12 protein-coding genes are annotated in these 13,666 nt (G+C 70.9%); 3 read left to right on the top strand and 9 right to left on the bottom strand.

From position 1 onward, the window contains the following. Positions 1 to 26: 26 nt before the first annotated feature. From mmsB to ACFV3I_RS14520, 3 genes are read right to left on the bottom strand one after another with little or no spacing between them, the layout of a single operon-like run. Positions 27 to 914 carry a 3-hydroxyisobutyrate dehydrogenase gene (mmsB, locus tag ACFV3I_RS14530; RefSeq protein ID WP_136029541.1) on the bottom strand — a complete coding sequence of 296 codons (888 nt, stop codon included), beginning with the start codon at positions 912 to 914 and terminating at the stop codon, positions 27 to 29. Further along, positions 911 to 2,092 carry an acyl-CoA dehydrogenase family protein gene (locus ACFV3I_RS14525; protein ID WP_136029539.1) on the bottom strand — a complete coding sequence of 394 codons (1,182 nt, stop codon included), beginning with the start codon at positions 2,090 to 2,092 and terminating at the stop codon, positions 911 to 913. Before ACFV3I_RS14525 ends, mmsB begins: the two co-directional genes overlap by 4 nt. 17 nt (positions 2,093 to 2,109) lie before the next feature. After that, positions 2,110 to 3,609, bottom strand: coding sequence for a CoA-acylating methylmalonate-semialdehyde dehydrogenase (locus ACFV3I_RS14520; protein ID WP_136029537.1), 1,500 nt, complete (start codon positions 3,607 to 3,609; stop codon positions 2,110 to 2,112). 404 nt (positions 3,610 to 4,013) lie between these two features. Between ACFV3I_RS14520 and ACFV3I_RS14515 the strand changes: the two genes are divergently transcribed. Then, positions 4,014 to 4,613, top strand: coding sequence for an antibiotic biosynthesis monooxygenase (locus ACFV3I_RS14515; RefSeq protein ID WP_205812669.1), 600 nt, complete (start codon positions 4,014 to 4,016; stop codon positions 4,611 to 4,613). 3 nt (positions 4,614 to 4,616) lie between these two features. On the opposite strand, the gene ACFV3I_RS14510 is transcribed toward ACFV3I_RS14515, so the two are convergent. From ACFV3I_RS14510 to ACFV3I_RS14485, 6 genes are all read right to left on the bottom strand, one after another. Continuing rightward, positions 4,617 to 6,095, bottom strand: a complete 1,479-nt coding sequence (locus ACFV3I_RS14510) for an MFS transporter (RefSeq protein ID WP_136029535.1) — start codon at positions 6,093 to 6,095, stop codon at positions 4,617 to 4,619. A gap of 148 nt (positions 6,096 to 6,243) precedes the next feature. After that, entirely contained in the window at positions 6,244 to 7,434 is a 1,191-nt protein-coding gene (locus ACFV3I_RS14505; protein ID WP_378823373.1) for a bifunctional 2-methylcitrate synthase/citrate synthase, read from the bottom strand. A 2-nt stretch (positions 7,435 to 7,436) separates the two neighbouring features. Then, positions 7,437 to 8,339 carry a methylisocitrate lyase gene (gene prpB / locus ACFV3I_RS14500; RefSeq protein WP_378802856.1) on the bottom strand — a complete coding sequence of 301 codons (903 nt, stop codon included), beginning with the start codon at positions 8,337 to 8,339 and terminating at the stop codon, positions 7,437 to 7,439. Then, positions 8,339 to 9,865, bottom strand: a complete 1,527-nt coding sequence (locus tag ACFV3I_RS14495; RefSeq protein ID WP_136045048.1) for an MmgE/PrpD family protein — start codon at positions 9,863 to 9,865, stop codon at positions 8,339 to 8,341. The genes prpB and ACFV3I_RS14495 overlap by 1 nt, the downstream gene beginning before the upstream one ends. Beyond that, complete coding sequence (locus ACFV3I_RS14490) at positions 9,862 to 10,527, bottom strand: GntR family transcriptional regulator (protein ID WP_136029526.1); 666 nt, start codon at positions 10,525 to 10,527, stop codon at positions 9,862 to 9,864. Before ACFV3I_RS14490 ends, ACFV3I_RS14495 begins: the two co-directional genes overlap by 4 nt. A gap of 48 nt (positions 10,528 to 10,575) precedes the next feature. Further along, positions 10,576 to 11,547 carry a DMT family transporter gene (locus tag ACFV3I_RS14485; RefSeq protein WP_378823371.1) on the bottom strand — a complete coding sequence of 324 codons (972 nt, stop codon included), beginning with the start codon at positions 11,545 to 11,547 and terminating at the stop codon, positions 10,576 to 10,578. Between the two features lie 39 nt (positions 11,548 to 11,586). On the opposite strand from ACFV3I_RS14485, the gene ACFV3I_RS14480 reads away from it, so the two are divergent. Then, positions 11,587 to 12,123, top strand: coding sequence for a CGNR zinc finger domain-containing protein (locus tag ACFV3I_RS14480; protein WP_247637820.1), 537 nt, complete (start codon positions 11,587 to 11,589; stop codon positions 12,121 to 12,123). Positions 12,124 to 12,323: 200 nt separating this feature from the next. Further along, a complete protein-coding gene (locus ACFV3I_RS14475; RefSeq protein ID WP_378823368.1) occupies positions 12,324 to 13,592 on the top strand; it encodes an ABC transporter substrate-binding protein in 1,269 nt (422 codons plus the stop codon). The last annotated feature ends 74 nt before the right edge of the window (positions 13,593 to 13,666 follow it).

The following is a 13,666-nucleotide window of genomic DNA, read 5'->3' as shown; positions in this document are numbered from 1 at the left end:
GCGCTCCGTGCTCCGCGACGGGGGTGCTACACGCGGTCGTCGCGGATGTCGGTGATGATGCCGGAGAAGTCGCGCGTGGCCCCGTCGCCCGCGGCGTACGCGGCGTAGAGCTGCTGCGCGAGCCGGCCCATCTTCGCGTCGGTGGAGGTCTGCTCGATCGCCTGCAGCGCGAGCCCGAGGTCCTTCGCCATGAGCGCCCCCGCGAAGCCGGGCTGATAGTCGCGGTTGGCGGGGCTCGTGGGCACCGGACCGGGAACGGGGCAGTTCGTCGTGATCGACCAGCACTGCCCCGACGCCTGCGACACCACGTCGAACAGCGCCTGGTGCTCGAGCCCCAGCCGCTCGCCGAGCACGAACGCCTCCGCCACGGCGATCTGCGACACCGCGAGCACCATGTTGTTGCAGACCTTCGCCGCCTGGCCGAGACCCGAGCCACCGCAGTGCACGATCCGCTTGCCCATGACCTCGAGCAGCGGCAGTGCCGCCGCGTAGTCCTCGTCCGAGCCGCCCACCATGAACGCCAGGGTCCCGGCCTCGGCACCCACGACCCCGCCGGACACCGGGGCGTCGATGTTGCGGTGACCGGCGGCGAGCGCGAGCGCGTGCGCGGCGCGGGCCTCGTCGACCGCGATCGTGGACGACTCGATGAACAGGGTGCCGGGGCGCGCCGCCGCCAGCAGCTCGGTGCGATACGCCTCGATCACGTGCTTCCCGGCGGGGAACATCGTGATCACGACCTCCGCGTCGGTCACGGCCTCCGCGCCGCTGGCCGCCACCGGGATCCCGGCCGCCCGCGCCGCCTCCACGGCCGCGGGCACGAGGTCGAAGCCGTGCACCTCGTGTCCCGCCGCGACGAGGTTCTTCGCCATCGGCAGGCCCATGTGGCCGAGGCCGAGGAAGGCCACGCGGGTCATGAGGCGCTCCGCATCGACGCCGACCCCGCCGGCCGCAGCATCTCCCGGCCGACGATGAGTCGCATGATCTCGTTGGTGCCCTCGAGGATCTGGTGCACGCGCAGGTCGCGCACGATCTTCTCGATGCCGTAATCCTGCAGGTAGCCGTAGCCGCCGTGCAGCTGCAGCGCGCGGTTGGCGACGTCGAAGCCGGCGTCGGTGGCAAACCGCTTCGCCATGGCGCAGCGCATCGTGGCGTCCGGCGCCTTCGCGTCCACCGCCTCCGCACCGTCGCGCACCATGAGCCGCGCGGCCTGGAGGTCGGTGCGCATGTCGGCGATCGCGAACAGGATCGACTGCTTCTCGGCCAGCGGCTCCCCGAACGCCACCCGCTCGTGCACGTACTGCACGGCGCGGTCGAGGGCCGCCTGGGCTCCGCCGAGCGAGCAGGCGGCGATGTTGAGGCGCCCGCCGTTGAGCGCCGACATCGCGATCGCGAACCCGCGACCCTCATCGCCGAGCATCGCGGCCGCGGGCACCCGCACGCCGTCGAGGATCACCTGCCGGGTGGGCTGCGCGTGCCAGCCCATCTTCTTCTCCGGGGCGCCGAAGCTCAGCCCCTCGGCGTCGCCCGGCACGAGGAAGGCGCTGATGCCGCGCGCTCCCGGCTCGCCCGTCCGCGCCATCACGACGTACACGGCCGCCTCGCCCGCCCCCGAGATGAACTGCTTGACGCCGGTGAGCAGGTAGTCGTCGCCGTCGCGCACGGCGCTGGTCGCCACGTTGGCGGCGTCGGATCCGACCCCCGGCTCGGTGAGGCAGTAGCCGCCGAACTCCTGCATGGCCGTGAGCTGCGGCAGCCAGGCGGCACGCTGGGTGTCGTCGCCGTAGGTGTCGATCATCCACACCACCATGTTGTGGATGGAGATGTAGGCGGCGACCGCGGGGTCGGCCTTGGCGAGCTCCTCGAAGATCGCGACGGTGTCGACGCGGGAGAGGCCGGTGCCGCCGTACTCCTCGCTCACGTAGATGCCGCCGAGCCCGAGCTCGCCGCCGCGGTTGAGCGACTCCCGTGGGAACAGGTGCTTCTCGTCGCGCTCGGCGGCCTGCGGGGCGAGCTCGGTCTCGGCGAACTCGCGGACGGCGTCGAGGATGGCCTCGCGCTCCTCGGCGGTGGTGGTGACGCTGGTCATGGTCATGTCGGTTCCTCGGGCGTTCAGTGCATGGTGGGGATGACGAAGCTGGCGCCGTCGCGGATGCCGCTGGGCCAGCGACTCGTCACCGTCTTGGTCTTCGTGTAGAAGCGGAAGGCATCGGCGCCGTGCTGGTTGAGGTCGCCGAAGCCGCTGCGCTTCCAGCCGCCGAAGGTGTAGTACGCGATGGGCACCGGGATCGGCACGTTCACCCCGACCATGCCGACCTCCACGCGGGCGGCGAAGTCGCGGGCCGCGTCGCCGTCGCGCGTGAAGATCGCGACGCCGTTGCCGTACTCGTGCTCCGAGGCCATCCGCAGCGCCTCCTCGTAGTCCGCGGCCCTCGCGATCACGAGCACGGGGCCGAAGATCTCCTCACGGTAGATCGCCATGTCGGTCGTCACGTGGTCGAACAGCGTCGGCCCGAGGTAGAACCCCTCCTCGTGCCCTGGCACCGTGAAGCCGCGGCCGTCGGCGAGGAGCGTCGCCCCCTCGTCCACGCCCTGCTGGATGTAGCCGGTGACGCGGTCCACGGCGTCGCGCGAGACCAGCGGGCCGTAGTCGACGTCGGCCGCGAGCGAGGGCCCGACCCGCAGCTGGGCGACCCGCTCGACGAGCTTGGCCGCGAGCGCGTCCGCCGTCTCCTCCCCCACGGGCACCGCGACCGAGATCGCCATGCAGCGCTCGCCCGCCGAGCCGTAGCCCGCGCCGATCAGCGCGTCCACCGCCTGGTCGAGGTCGGCGTCGGGCATCACGATCATGTGGTTCTTGGCCCCGCCGAAGCACTGCGCCCGCTTGCCGTGCGCGGCCGCGGTGGCGTAGATGTACTCGGCGATGGGCGTCGAGCCCACGAAGCCGACCGCGCGGATCCGGTCGTCGCTCAGCAGCGTGTCGACCGCCTCCTTGTCGCCGTGCACCACGTTGAGCACGCCCGCCGGGAGCCCGGCTTCGAGGAACAGCTCCGCCAGCCGGACGGGCACCGAAGGATCGCGCTCGCTGGGCTTGAGCACCACGGCGTTGCCGGCGGCGAGCGCGGGCCCGGCCTTCCACAGCGGGATCATGGCCGGGAAGTTGAAGGGGGTGATGGCGGCGACGACACCCAGGGGCTGTCGCATCGAGTACACGTCGATGCCCGCGCCCGCGCCGGTGGAGTACTCCCCCTTGAGCAGGTGGGGCGCTCCGGCGGAGAACTCGATCACCTCGAGGCCGCGCTGGATGTCGCCCTTCGCGTCGTCCACGGTCTTGCCGTGCTCGCTCGCCAGCAGTTCGGCGAGCGACTGCATCTCGCGCTGCGCCAGGTCGAGGAACCGCAGCAGCACCCGCGCGCGCTTCTGCGGATTGGTCGCGGCCCAGGCGGCCTGCGCCTCCTCGGCGGTGGCGATCACGCGGCGCACCTCCTCGGCGGAGGCGAGCGGCACGCGCGCCTGCACCGCGCCGGTGCTCGGATCGAAGACGTCGGCGAAGCGTCCGTCGTCGGGGGTGAGAAGCGTTCCGCCCACGAAGTGCGGGATCGTACGGGTCATTGTGTGACATCCCTCCGTGCCGTCGTTGGCACATCGCGAGTTTACTCCGGCGTCCGTGAAAATACGAGGACGTCCTTGTATCTCCGCGCACGGCCGGTCCCCACCCCGAGCGGCGCCGTTCGCACCCCGTTCACCCGCGCGTCACCTCGGCCGATTACAACTGCAGGTGCACGGACAGTGACTCAGACCGGATCGGGTAATCGCGTCCTCCGTGCGCACGGTGAGCGCTCTCGCTCCCGTCGCGGCCCCCAACGCCGCGTGACCCCCGCCGAATCGGGTCGGCGGGGGTCTTCTCCGTGCGGACGCCGCCGCGCTCCGTCGAAATAGAATCGTGCTGGCGCCGCGACCCTGGCGCCCCCACCCGGCGTCCGCACCCCGATGCCCCCACCCCCGAGGACCGCACCATGTCCGCAACCGCCCCCGTGTCCGAGCCCGTCACCGTCTCCATCCGCCGCGAGGTCGATCCCGAGCGCATCGCCGAGGCGACCGCCTGGGTGCAGACCGGCGTGAACCTGGCGACGAAGTACCCGGGCTTCCTCGGCTCGGGATGGGTGCGCGCGGGCGAGGACTCGCAGGTGTGGCACATGCTCTACCGCTTCGCGAGCGAGGAGTCGCTGACCGCCTGGGAGCAGTCGGGCGAGCGCACCTGGTGGCTCTCCATGGGCGAGGGCTTCGTGCGCAGCGAACGCTCCAAGCGCCGCACCGGCATCGAGGGGTGGTTCGACGAGCCGTCCACCGGCTCCATCCCCGTGGTCGAGCCCGACGGCACGACCACGGTCGCCGTGGCCCCCGCGCCGCCGCGCTGGAAGCAGGCGGTGTCGATCTGGCTCGGCTTCTTCCCCGTCAACCTCGCCTTCACCTACGCCATGAGCCCGGTGCCGGGATGGGACGGCCTGCCGATCTGGCTGCGCGTTCTCGCGACCACGCTCGTGCTCACGCCGATCATGACCTACTGGGTGCTCCCCTGGGTCACCCGCTCCCTGCGCGGCTGGCTCGCCCGCTGACGCTCACGCGCCGTCCGGCGTGACCTTCTTCTTCCCCGGCTCAACGAGCGACAGCGGATCCGCGATGTCCTCCAGCGACTTGCCCGCCGCGCTCACCCCGAACACCCCGCAGACCACGCCGCCGAACATCATGATCGCGGCACCGAGCACGTAGCCCCAGAAGAGCGGGCCGCGGTCGCCGGACTCGGCGCTCGCCCCGATCAGCGCCCCGTAGAGCACCGGGGCGATCGCGCCGACGAGCTGGCCGATGGAGAAGACGTACGAGATCACCTGGCTGCGCAGCTCCAGCGGGAAGATCTCGCTCACCGTCAGGTACGCGGCGGACGCACCGGCGGAGGCGAAGAAGAACGAGGCGCACCAGAACGCCGTGTGCGTCGCCGCGTTCAGAACGCCCGCGTTGAACAGGAAGGCGCTGACCAGCAGGATCAGTCCGGCGAGCACGTACGTGCCGAACAGCATGCGGCGCCGGCCCCACGTGTCGAAGAAGTGGCCGAGGATGAGGGCGCCGGCGAGGTTGCCGACCGCGAAGACGATGAAGTACTGCGAGGCGGAGGCGGGCGGGGTGTCGTAGAAGTTCTCGAGCACCAGCGCGTAGGTGAAGAAGATCGCGTTGTAGAGGAACGACTGCGTCACCATCATCGTGATGCCGACCAGCGTGCGACGCGGGTACTTCTGGAACAGCACCTTCGCGATCACCAGGAACGGCACGCTGCCATACTCCTTGACCGTGATCGCCTTGTCCTCGTCGACCGGGTCGATCGTCTTGCCCTCCTTGCGGATGCGCTCCTCGATCGCGTCGACGTTGCGCTCCGCCTCCTCCTCACGGCCGTGCGTCATCTGCCAGCGCGGGCTCTCCGGGATGTGCCGACGCAGCCAGATGATCAGCAGGCCGAGGATCGGACCGACGAAGAAGCTGAGCCGCCAGCCCAGGTCGGCGGGCAGGAGGTCGGTGTTGAGGAAGAACATGTTCGCCACGGCACCCAGGGCGGCACCGCCCCAGTAGGTGCCGTTGATCGCGATGTCGACGCGGCCGCGGTACTTCGCCGGGATGATCTCGTCGATCGCGGAGTTGATGGCGGCGTACTCCCCGCCGATGCCCGCGCCGGCGACGAACCGCCAGATGTAGAAGAACCACGGGGCGAACGCGAGACCGGCCACCGCGGAGCCCACGAGGTAGACCGCCAGCGAGATCAGGAAGAGGTTCTTGCGGCCGAGGCGATCGGCGAGGCGGCCGAACACCAGCGCCCCGAACACCTGGCCCAGCAGGTAGCACGTGCCGGCGAGACCCACCTCGGCCGGGCCCATGCCGAGGGTCTCGGCATAGCCGTTCGCGGCGACGATCTGCACCTCGAGCCCGTCGAGGATCCACGAGAAGCCGAGGCCGACGACGATCATCCAGTGGAAGCGCGACCACGGCAGCCGGTCCATGCGCGCCGGGACGAGCGACCGGACCTCCTTGACGGTGACCTCGGATGCGGACATGAACCCTCCTTCGTGCGGGGCGCGAACGGCCCGCATCCGGTTCTACTCCGCCCGGGAATTCGCCGCATCGCCTTGACCCCGAGGGCTCCATCACGCTACAGCGCCGCCGAGAACCCTCGGCGGCGCTGTCAGATCGTGCTCGCGGCGGTCAGGCCGACGCCTCCTCCGGGCGCTCCTGCACCTCGATCGCGGCGGTGTCCGGCGTGTACCCCTCGACGTGCCGCTCCTCGGCTCCGACGTACGCCGAGAGCGGCCGGATCAGGGCGTTCGACGACTGCTGCTCCAGGATGTGCGCCGTCCACCCCGTGATCCGCGCCGCGACGAACAGCGGCGTGAAGGTCAGGGTGTCGAAGCCGATCAGGTTGTAGGCGGGGCCCGACGGGTAGTCCAGGTTCGGGTAGATGCCCTTGCGCTCCACGAACTCGCCCTCCAGACGCTCGTAGAGCTCGGCCACCTCCGGGCGGTCGTAGTGGCGCACCAGGGTGTCGAGCGCGGCCTTCATGGTGGGCACCCGCGAGTCGCCGCGCTTGTAGACGCGGTGACCGAACCCCATGATCTTGCGCTTCTCGGCCAGCGCCTTGTCGAGCCACTCGGTCACGCGGTCGGCCGCGCCGATCTCGTCGAAGATGTGCATCACGGCCTCGTTCGCACCGCCGTGCAGCGGGCCCTTGAGCGCCCCGATCGCCCCGACGACCGCGGAGTACAGGTCGCTGAGCGTCGAGGTGATCACGCGCGCCGTGAAGGTGGACGCGTTGAAGGAGTGCTCCGCGTAGAGCGTCATCGAGCGGTTGAACGCATCGACCACCACCGGGTCCTGCTCCTCGCCGAACGTCATCCAGAGGAAGTTCGCCGCGTAGTCCAGGTCGTCCCGCGGCTCGACCGCCGGCAGGTCCCGCCGACGCCGCTGCCCGTAGGCGACGATCGCCGGAAGGGCCGCGAACAGGCGCAGGCTGCGCTCCAGGTTGACCTCGGGCGTGCCGACCGCATCGAGCACGTTGCGGATGCCGGCCGTCTCGACCGCGCCGATCACGCTCACCGCCGTGCGGACCTCGTCGATCGGGTGGGCGTCCAGCGGCAGCCGGTCGATCGCATCCTTCACCTCGGGCGTGAGGGCGCGGTGCCGCCGCTCCTCCAGGCGGAACGCCGCGAGCTCGTCCCCCGTGGGCAGCTCGCCGTTCCACAGCAGATACGCGACGGCCTCGAACGGCTGCGTGTCGGCGAGTTCCTGCACCGGGTAGCCGCGGTACAGCAGGCTGTTCGTCTCGGGGTTGACCTTCGAGATCGCGGTCGTGTCGACGACGACCCCCGCGAGGCCCTTCTTGATGTCCGGCTCGGTCATGCTCACTCCTTCGTGATGGTGAAGTTGAAGACCCCGGAGTCGAAGTGGTTGTACGACTCGTAGTCGATCAGGTCGTAGAGATCGGCGCGGTGCTGCATCTCGCCGAGCGTCGAGGTCAGATGCCCCTCGTCGTTCAGCGTATCGAGCGCACGGCCCGCGGCGCCCATCGCGATCCGCAGCAGCGACACCGGCCAGATCACCATCCGCACCCCGGCGCTGCGGAGCTGGTCGACCGAGAACAGCTCGCTCTTGCCGAACTCGGTCATGTTCGCGAGGATCGGCACGTCGAGCGCCTCCGCCATCGCCTCGAACTCGTCGAGCGTGCGCATCGCCTCGGGGAAGATCGCGTCGGCCCCCGCGTCGACCAGGGCCTTCGCGCGGTCGATCGCGGCGTCCAGTCCCTCGATCGCCCGGATGTCGGTGCGCGCCATGATCAGGAAGTTCTCGTCGCGGCGGGCGTCGGCGGCGGCACGGATCCGCTTGATCGCGGTGTCCTGATCGACCACGCTCTTGCCGTCGAGGTGACCGCAGCGCTTCGGGTTGATCTGGTCCTCGATGTGGGTGCCGGCGAGTCCCGCGTCCTCCAGCTCCTGAATGGTGCGGGCCACGTTCATGGGCTCGCCGAAGCCGGTGTCGGCGTCGACGATCGCGGGCAGGTCGGTCATGCGCGCGATCTGCTTGGCGCGTCCGGCGACCTCGGTCAGCGTCGTGAGGCCGATGTCGGGCAGCCCCAGGTCGGCGGAGAGCACCGCGCCCGAGATGTACACGCCGTCGAACCCCTTCTGCTCGATCAGCCGGGCGCTGAGCGGGTTGAACGCGCCGGGGAACCGCAGCAGCTCGCCCGAGGACAGGCGCTCCCGGAACAGCCGCCGCTTCTCGGCGGGCGTGACGGTGGAGTACAGCATCAGAACAGGCCTCGGGGAGCCGGGGCGGCGTCGAGCACACCGGGCTTCGCGACGATCGACAGCTCAGCGACCTCGGCGGCCGTGAGCTCGGGCAGGCGCTGCACGAGCTCCAGGAACCGGTCGATCTCGGCCGGCTCCAGCACGGGCTCCGCGAGCAGACGGAACTTCGCGATGTAGTCGGCGCGGGCGAACGGTCGCGCGCCGAGCGGGTGCGCATCGGCCACGGCGATCTCGTCGACCACGGTGCTGCCGTCGGTGAGGCGGATCTCGACGCGACCGCCGAACGCCTTCTCGTCCGGATCCTCCGAGTGGTAGCGGCGCGTCCACTCCGGGTCCTCGGCCGTGGTGATCTTGTGCCACAGGGCGACCGTGTCGGCGCGGCCCGCGCGCTCCGGGGCGTACGAGTCGACGTGGTGCCAGCCGCCGTCCTGCAGCGCGACCGCGAAGATGTACGGCACCGAGTGGTCGAGGGTCTCGCGCGACGCGGTGGGGTCGTACTTCTGCGGGTCGTTCGCGCCGGAGCCGATCACGTTGTGCGTGTGGTGGCTGGTGTGGATGACGATGGACTCGATGTTCGCGGGGTCGCGGAGGGCCGGGTTCGCGAGGCCGAGGCGGCGGGCGAGGTCGATCAGCGCCTGCGCCTGGTACTCCGCGGAGTGCTCCTTCGTGTACGAGTCGAGGATCGCGCGCTTCGGCTCACCCGCGGCGGGCAGCGGCACGTCGTACGCGGCGTCCTTGCCATCGAGCATCCAGGCGATCACGCCGTCCTCGCCCTCGTAGATCGGTGCCGGGCTGGTCTGTCCGCGCATCGCCCGGTCGACCGCCTCGACGGCCATCTTGCCCGCGAAGGCCGGGGCGTGCGCCTTCCACGTGGAGATCTCGCCCTTGCGGCTCTGCCGGGTCGCGGTGGTGGTGTGCAGCGCCTGGCCGACCGCCTGGTAGATGGTCTCGACGTCGAGGTCGAGCAGGGTGCCGATGCCGGCCGCGGCCGACGGGCCGAGGTGGGCGACGTGGTCGATCTTGTGCCGGTGCAGGCAGATCGCGCGCACCAGGTCCATCTGGATCTCGTAGCCGGTGGCGATGCCGCGCACGAGCGCCCGGCCGTCCTTGCCCGCGTGCTGGGCGACCGCGAGGATCGGCGGGATGTTGTCACCGGGGTGCGAGTACTCGGCGGCGAGGAACGTGTCGTGGTAGTCGAGCTCGCGCACGGCGACACCGTTCGCCCACGCCGCCCACTCCGGGCTGGTGCGGTGGTCGAGCGCGGCGCCGAACAGGTTCGCCCCGGCACCCCCGGTCGACACCGGGTGGCTGAACGCCTGCGCGCGGGCGGCCACGATGGGGGCGCGGGTGAGCGAGGCCGCGGCGACGGCGGCGTTGTCGATGATGCGGTTGACGATCATGTCGACGACGGGCTGCTCGACCTCGACCCGGTCGACGGCGACCTCGGCGATCTTCCACGCGAGCTGGTCCTCGCGGGCGAGGTTCTCGGAGCTGGCGTGCACGCGGACGTGGTGGGTGACGGTCATGAGTGTCCTTCGCTGTCGGGGAGGGAGTCGAGGATGCCGGTGAGCGCGTTGTGCAGGTGCACGTGCGTGGCATGGGCGGCCAGGTCGCCGTCGCGCGCGGCGAGCGCCTGCGCGATCGTGCGGTGCTCGGCGGCCGACGCGGCGAGCCGGGCGGGCTTGTCCTTGGCCATGCGCCGCACCCGCACCAGGTGCGTGCGCACGGTGCGCAGGGCCGCGGCGATGTAGTCGTTGTCGACGGCGTCGTCGAGCGCCGCGTCGAAGCGGGCGATCAGGGCGTAGTAGGCGTCGCGGCCCGCGGCCCGCGTCAGGTCGACGTGGGAGAACTCGTCGGCGAGGGCGGCGAAGAGATCGGCGTCACCCCGGGCGGCGGCGAGGCGGGCCGAGGTCTCCTCCAGCGCGCGGCGGATCTCGAACAGCGAGCGGATGTCGTCGGCGTCGAGGGCGGCCACCACCGTGACCCGGGGGGACTGCTGCACCACCAGTCCGTCGGCGGCGAGGCGGCGGAGGGCTTCGCGCATCGGGGTGCGGCTGACGCCGAGGCGCTCGGCCTGCTCGACCTCGCCCAGCACGAACCCCGCGGGGAGGGCGCCCGACTGGATGCCGTCGAGGAGGGCCGCATAGGCGCGATCGCTCGCGGACGTGCGCTCGACAGGGAGAACCATGCCCTCAGTGTATACATAAACCCGCTCGAGGTGGACGCGCGGTCGCGTTCAGGCTGTATTCGTATACATAGGCTCGGACGCGGCGACCCGCGGCTCGCCGAGCTTCACCACGACCACGCCGGCGAGCACGAGCACGCCCCCCAGCGCCTGCAGCGGGCCGGGGAGCTGGTCGAGCAGCAGCCACCCGAACAGCAGGGCGGCCACGACCTCGGCGAGCGCGACGAACGAGGCGAGACGCGAGCCGAGCATCCTCGTGGACACGATGCCGAGCACGTAGGCGAGCGCCGTCGCGATGAGCCCGATCGCGAGGACGGGCACGAACCAGGGAACCGTGCCGAAGCGGTACGCGACATCGGCCGTCGTCCACGCGAACGGCAGCACCCCGACCAGACCGGCGAGGGCCAGACCGACGGCACCGAGCAGGAGCCCGCTCCCGGCGAGCGCGATCGGCGGGAGTCCGGTGTCGGCCTTCGCCGAGAGCACGAAGTAGCTCGCCGCCCCCACCATCGCCCCCAGCGCCCAGAGCACGCCGACCACGTTCACCTGCGCACCGGTGACGATGTCGAGCATCAGCACGAGCCCGACGAAGGCGATCCCCGCCCCGAGCACGCTGCGCCGCGTCGGTCGCTCGCCGCGGCGCACCCACAGCCAGAGCAGCACCGCGACCGGAGCCGTGTACTCGATGAGCAGCGCGATCCCGACATCCATGACCGCGACGGCCTGGAAGTAGCAGAGCTGAGTGGCCGCCACGGCGAGCAGCCCGTAGGCGAGGACCATCCCGGCGTTGCGGCGGAGGGCGCGCCACCGCCCCCGCAGCGCCAGGAGGGTCGGGAGCAGCAGGACGAGCGCGGCGACCCCCACCCGTACGGTGACGGCCGCGCCGGGCGTCCACCCCGCGTCGATGAGTCCGCGCGCCCACGCCCCGGAGGAGCCGAACGCGAACGCGGCGGCGACGGCCAGCGGGAGCCCGAGGCGCACACCGCTCCGCGTGCGGTTCCTGTCATCGGCCACGGTGCGCATGGACGATGACGCTACCCGCGGACGGAGTAAGATGTCAACATGGTCTTCACCGATGACACCGAGGATGCGCTGCGCGCGGCGGTCTGGCTCGCGAACTCCGCCGAAGAGCCCGACACCCTCGTCGACATCGATGACGAGAAGACGTTCCTCGAGGTGTTCCCCTACACCGGGAGGCTCGACCGCGACGGCGTGGAACTCGACGACCTGCGCGCCCTCCGCCCGCGGCTGCGAGCGATGCTGCTCGCCCCGCGCGACGAGATGGCCGCACACGTGAACGATGCCCTCGCCGAGCTGCAGCTCACTCCGCGGCTGGTGCGGCACGACGGAGCGGACTGGCACCTCCATGCGGTGCACGACGAGCGGCCGCTCGCCGAGCGCGTGCTCGTCGAGACGGTGATGGCGCTCATCGACGTGATCCGCGCGGACGAGGGCTCGCGCCTCACGGTCTGCGAGGACGACACCTGCCAGGCGATCGCACTCGACCTCTCCCGCAACCGCTCCAAGCGGTACTGCTCCACGACGTGCGCGAACCGCAACGCGGTCGCGGCCTACCGCGCTCGGCGCGCACACGCCTGACACCGACGCCTCGCCGGTCGCCCGCGCCCGTCTCGCGCAGCTCCTGAGCGAGTGAGCCCATCTCGCTCCACGGCCCCTGAGCAGCGACCGTCCTTCGTCCCGCTGCGCTCATTGCGGATCGACTGCGCTCTTCAGAAACGATTATCGATTAGTGTAATGTCGCCAGCGGCCCTCCCTCATGCATCAGGAAAGGATCAACGATGATCAAGGCCCGACTCCTCCCCCTCGTCGGCATCGCGGCAGTGTCCGCGCTCGCCCTCGCCAGCTGCTCCACCCCCGCCGGAGACGACGGCGGCTCCTCCTCGGAGGACGTCGAGGTGCGCATGCTCGTCAACGTCACCCCGAACCTGACCGAGGAGTTCTGGAACGACCTGGTCGCCCCGTTCGAGGAGGCCAACCCGAACATCGACGTCGTCATCCAGAACCCCGGCGCGGAGGGCGTGGAGGCCGCCGTGCCCCGCCTGCTCGCGGCCGGCGACGCCCCCGACGTCGTGCAGTCGATCGCCCCGACGACGAAGCTCGCGCCCGAGCTCGTCGACCTGTCCGGGTACGAGTGGGCCTCGTCCGGTCCCCTCGCCGACCAGTACTCGATCGACGGCAAGAACTACATGGCCGGGATCGGCGTGCAGCTGCAGAGCCTCTTCTTCTACAACAAGACCGCGTTCGAGGAGGCCGGCATCACCGAGCTGCCCACCACCGTCGACGAGCTCACCGAGGCCCTCGGCAAGCTGAAGGCGGCGGGGTGGACCCCGATCCAGACCGGCGGCGACTGGATGAGCAGCCACACGCTGCAGGCCCTCGGCCTGCCGACGATCATCGCCGAGGACCCGGAGTGGTTCCAGAAGATGTCGTCCGGCGAGGACACCTTCAGCGAGACCTACGGCGACGCGGTCGAGACCTACGCGGAGTGGGTGTCCGAGGGCTACATCCCCACCGACGCGCTCGGCATCAAGTACCCCGACGCCGAGCAGGCGTTCCTGTCGGGCAAGACCGCCGTGTACTCGATGGGCAGCTGGTTCGCCGGCACGCAGGCCAAGGCCGCCGAGTCGGCCGACATCGGGGTCTTCCGCGCCCCGTCGTTCGACGGCGACGAGCAGCCCGCGATGGGTGCCAACATCGCCAGCCCGTACTCGATCCTCAAGTCCAGCGAGCATCAGGACGCCGCGGCGAAGCTCGTCGAGTTCCTCACCACCGACCAGACCGCGGTCAGCGACCAGCTGGCGGTCGACGGCAACTTCCGCGACGGCTACGAGTACGACATGACGCCGCTGGGCGAAGAGCTGCTGCAGATCGTCGCCGACACGCCCGCCGAGGCCTACACCCCCACCGGCGGCGGTTACGGCGAGCGCACGCTCCCCGACGGCTACCCGGGCGAGATCAACACCCAGACCCAGGCCCTCATCGGCGGTGCCTCCGCCGAGCGGGTCCTGAAGGCCATGGACGACTGGTTCGCCGCGAACGCCGGCTGACCGCTCGAGGCGCCGGGGACCGCATCCGTCCCTGGCGCCTCCCCGGCGCCGCATCCGCGCCACCCCCACCAACG

Origin of the sequence: Microbacterium sp. NPDC059771 (assembly GCF_042732495.1) — a bacterium.
Taxonomy (GTDB): domain Bacteria; phylum Actinomycetota; class Actinomycetes; order Actinomycetales; family Microbacteriaceae; genus Microbacterium; species Microbacterium sufflavum.
The sequence above is the reverse complement of the archived record's forward strand: the minus strand, read 5'-3'. Positions and strand labels throughout refer to the sequence as shown.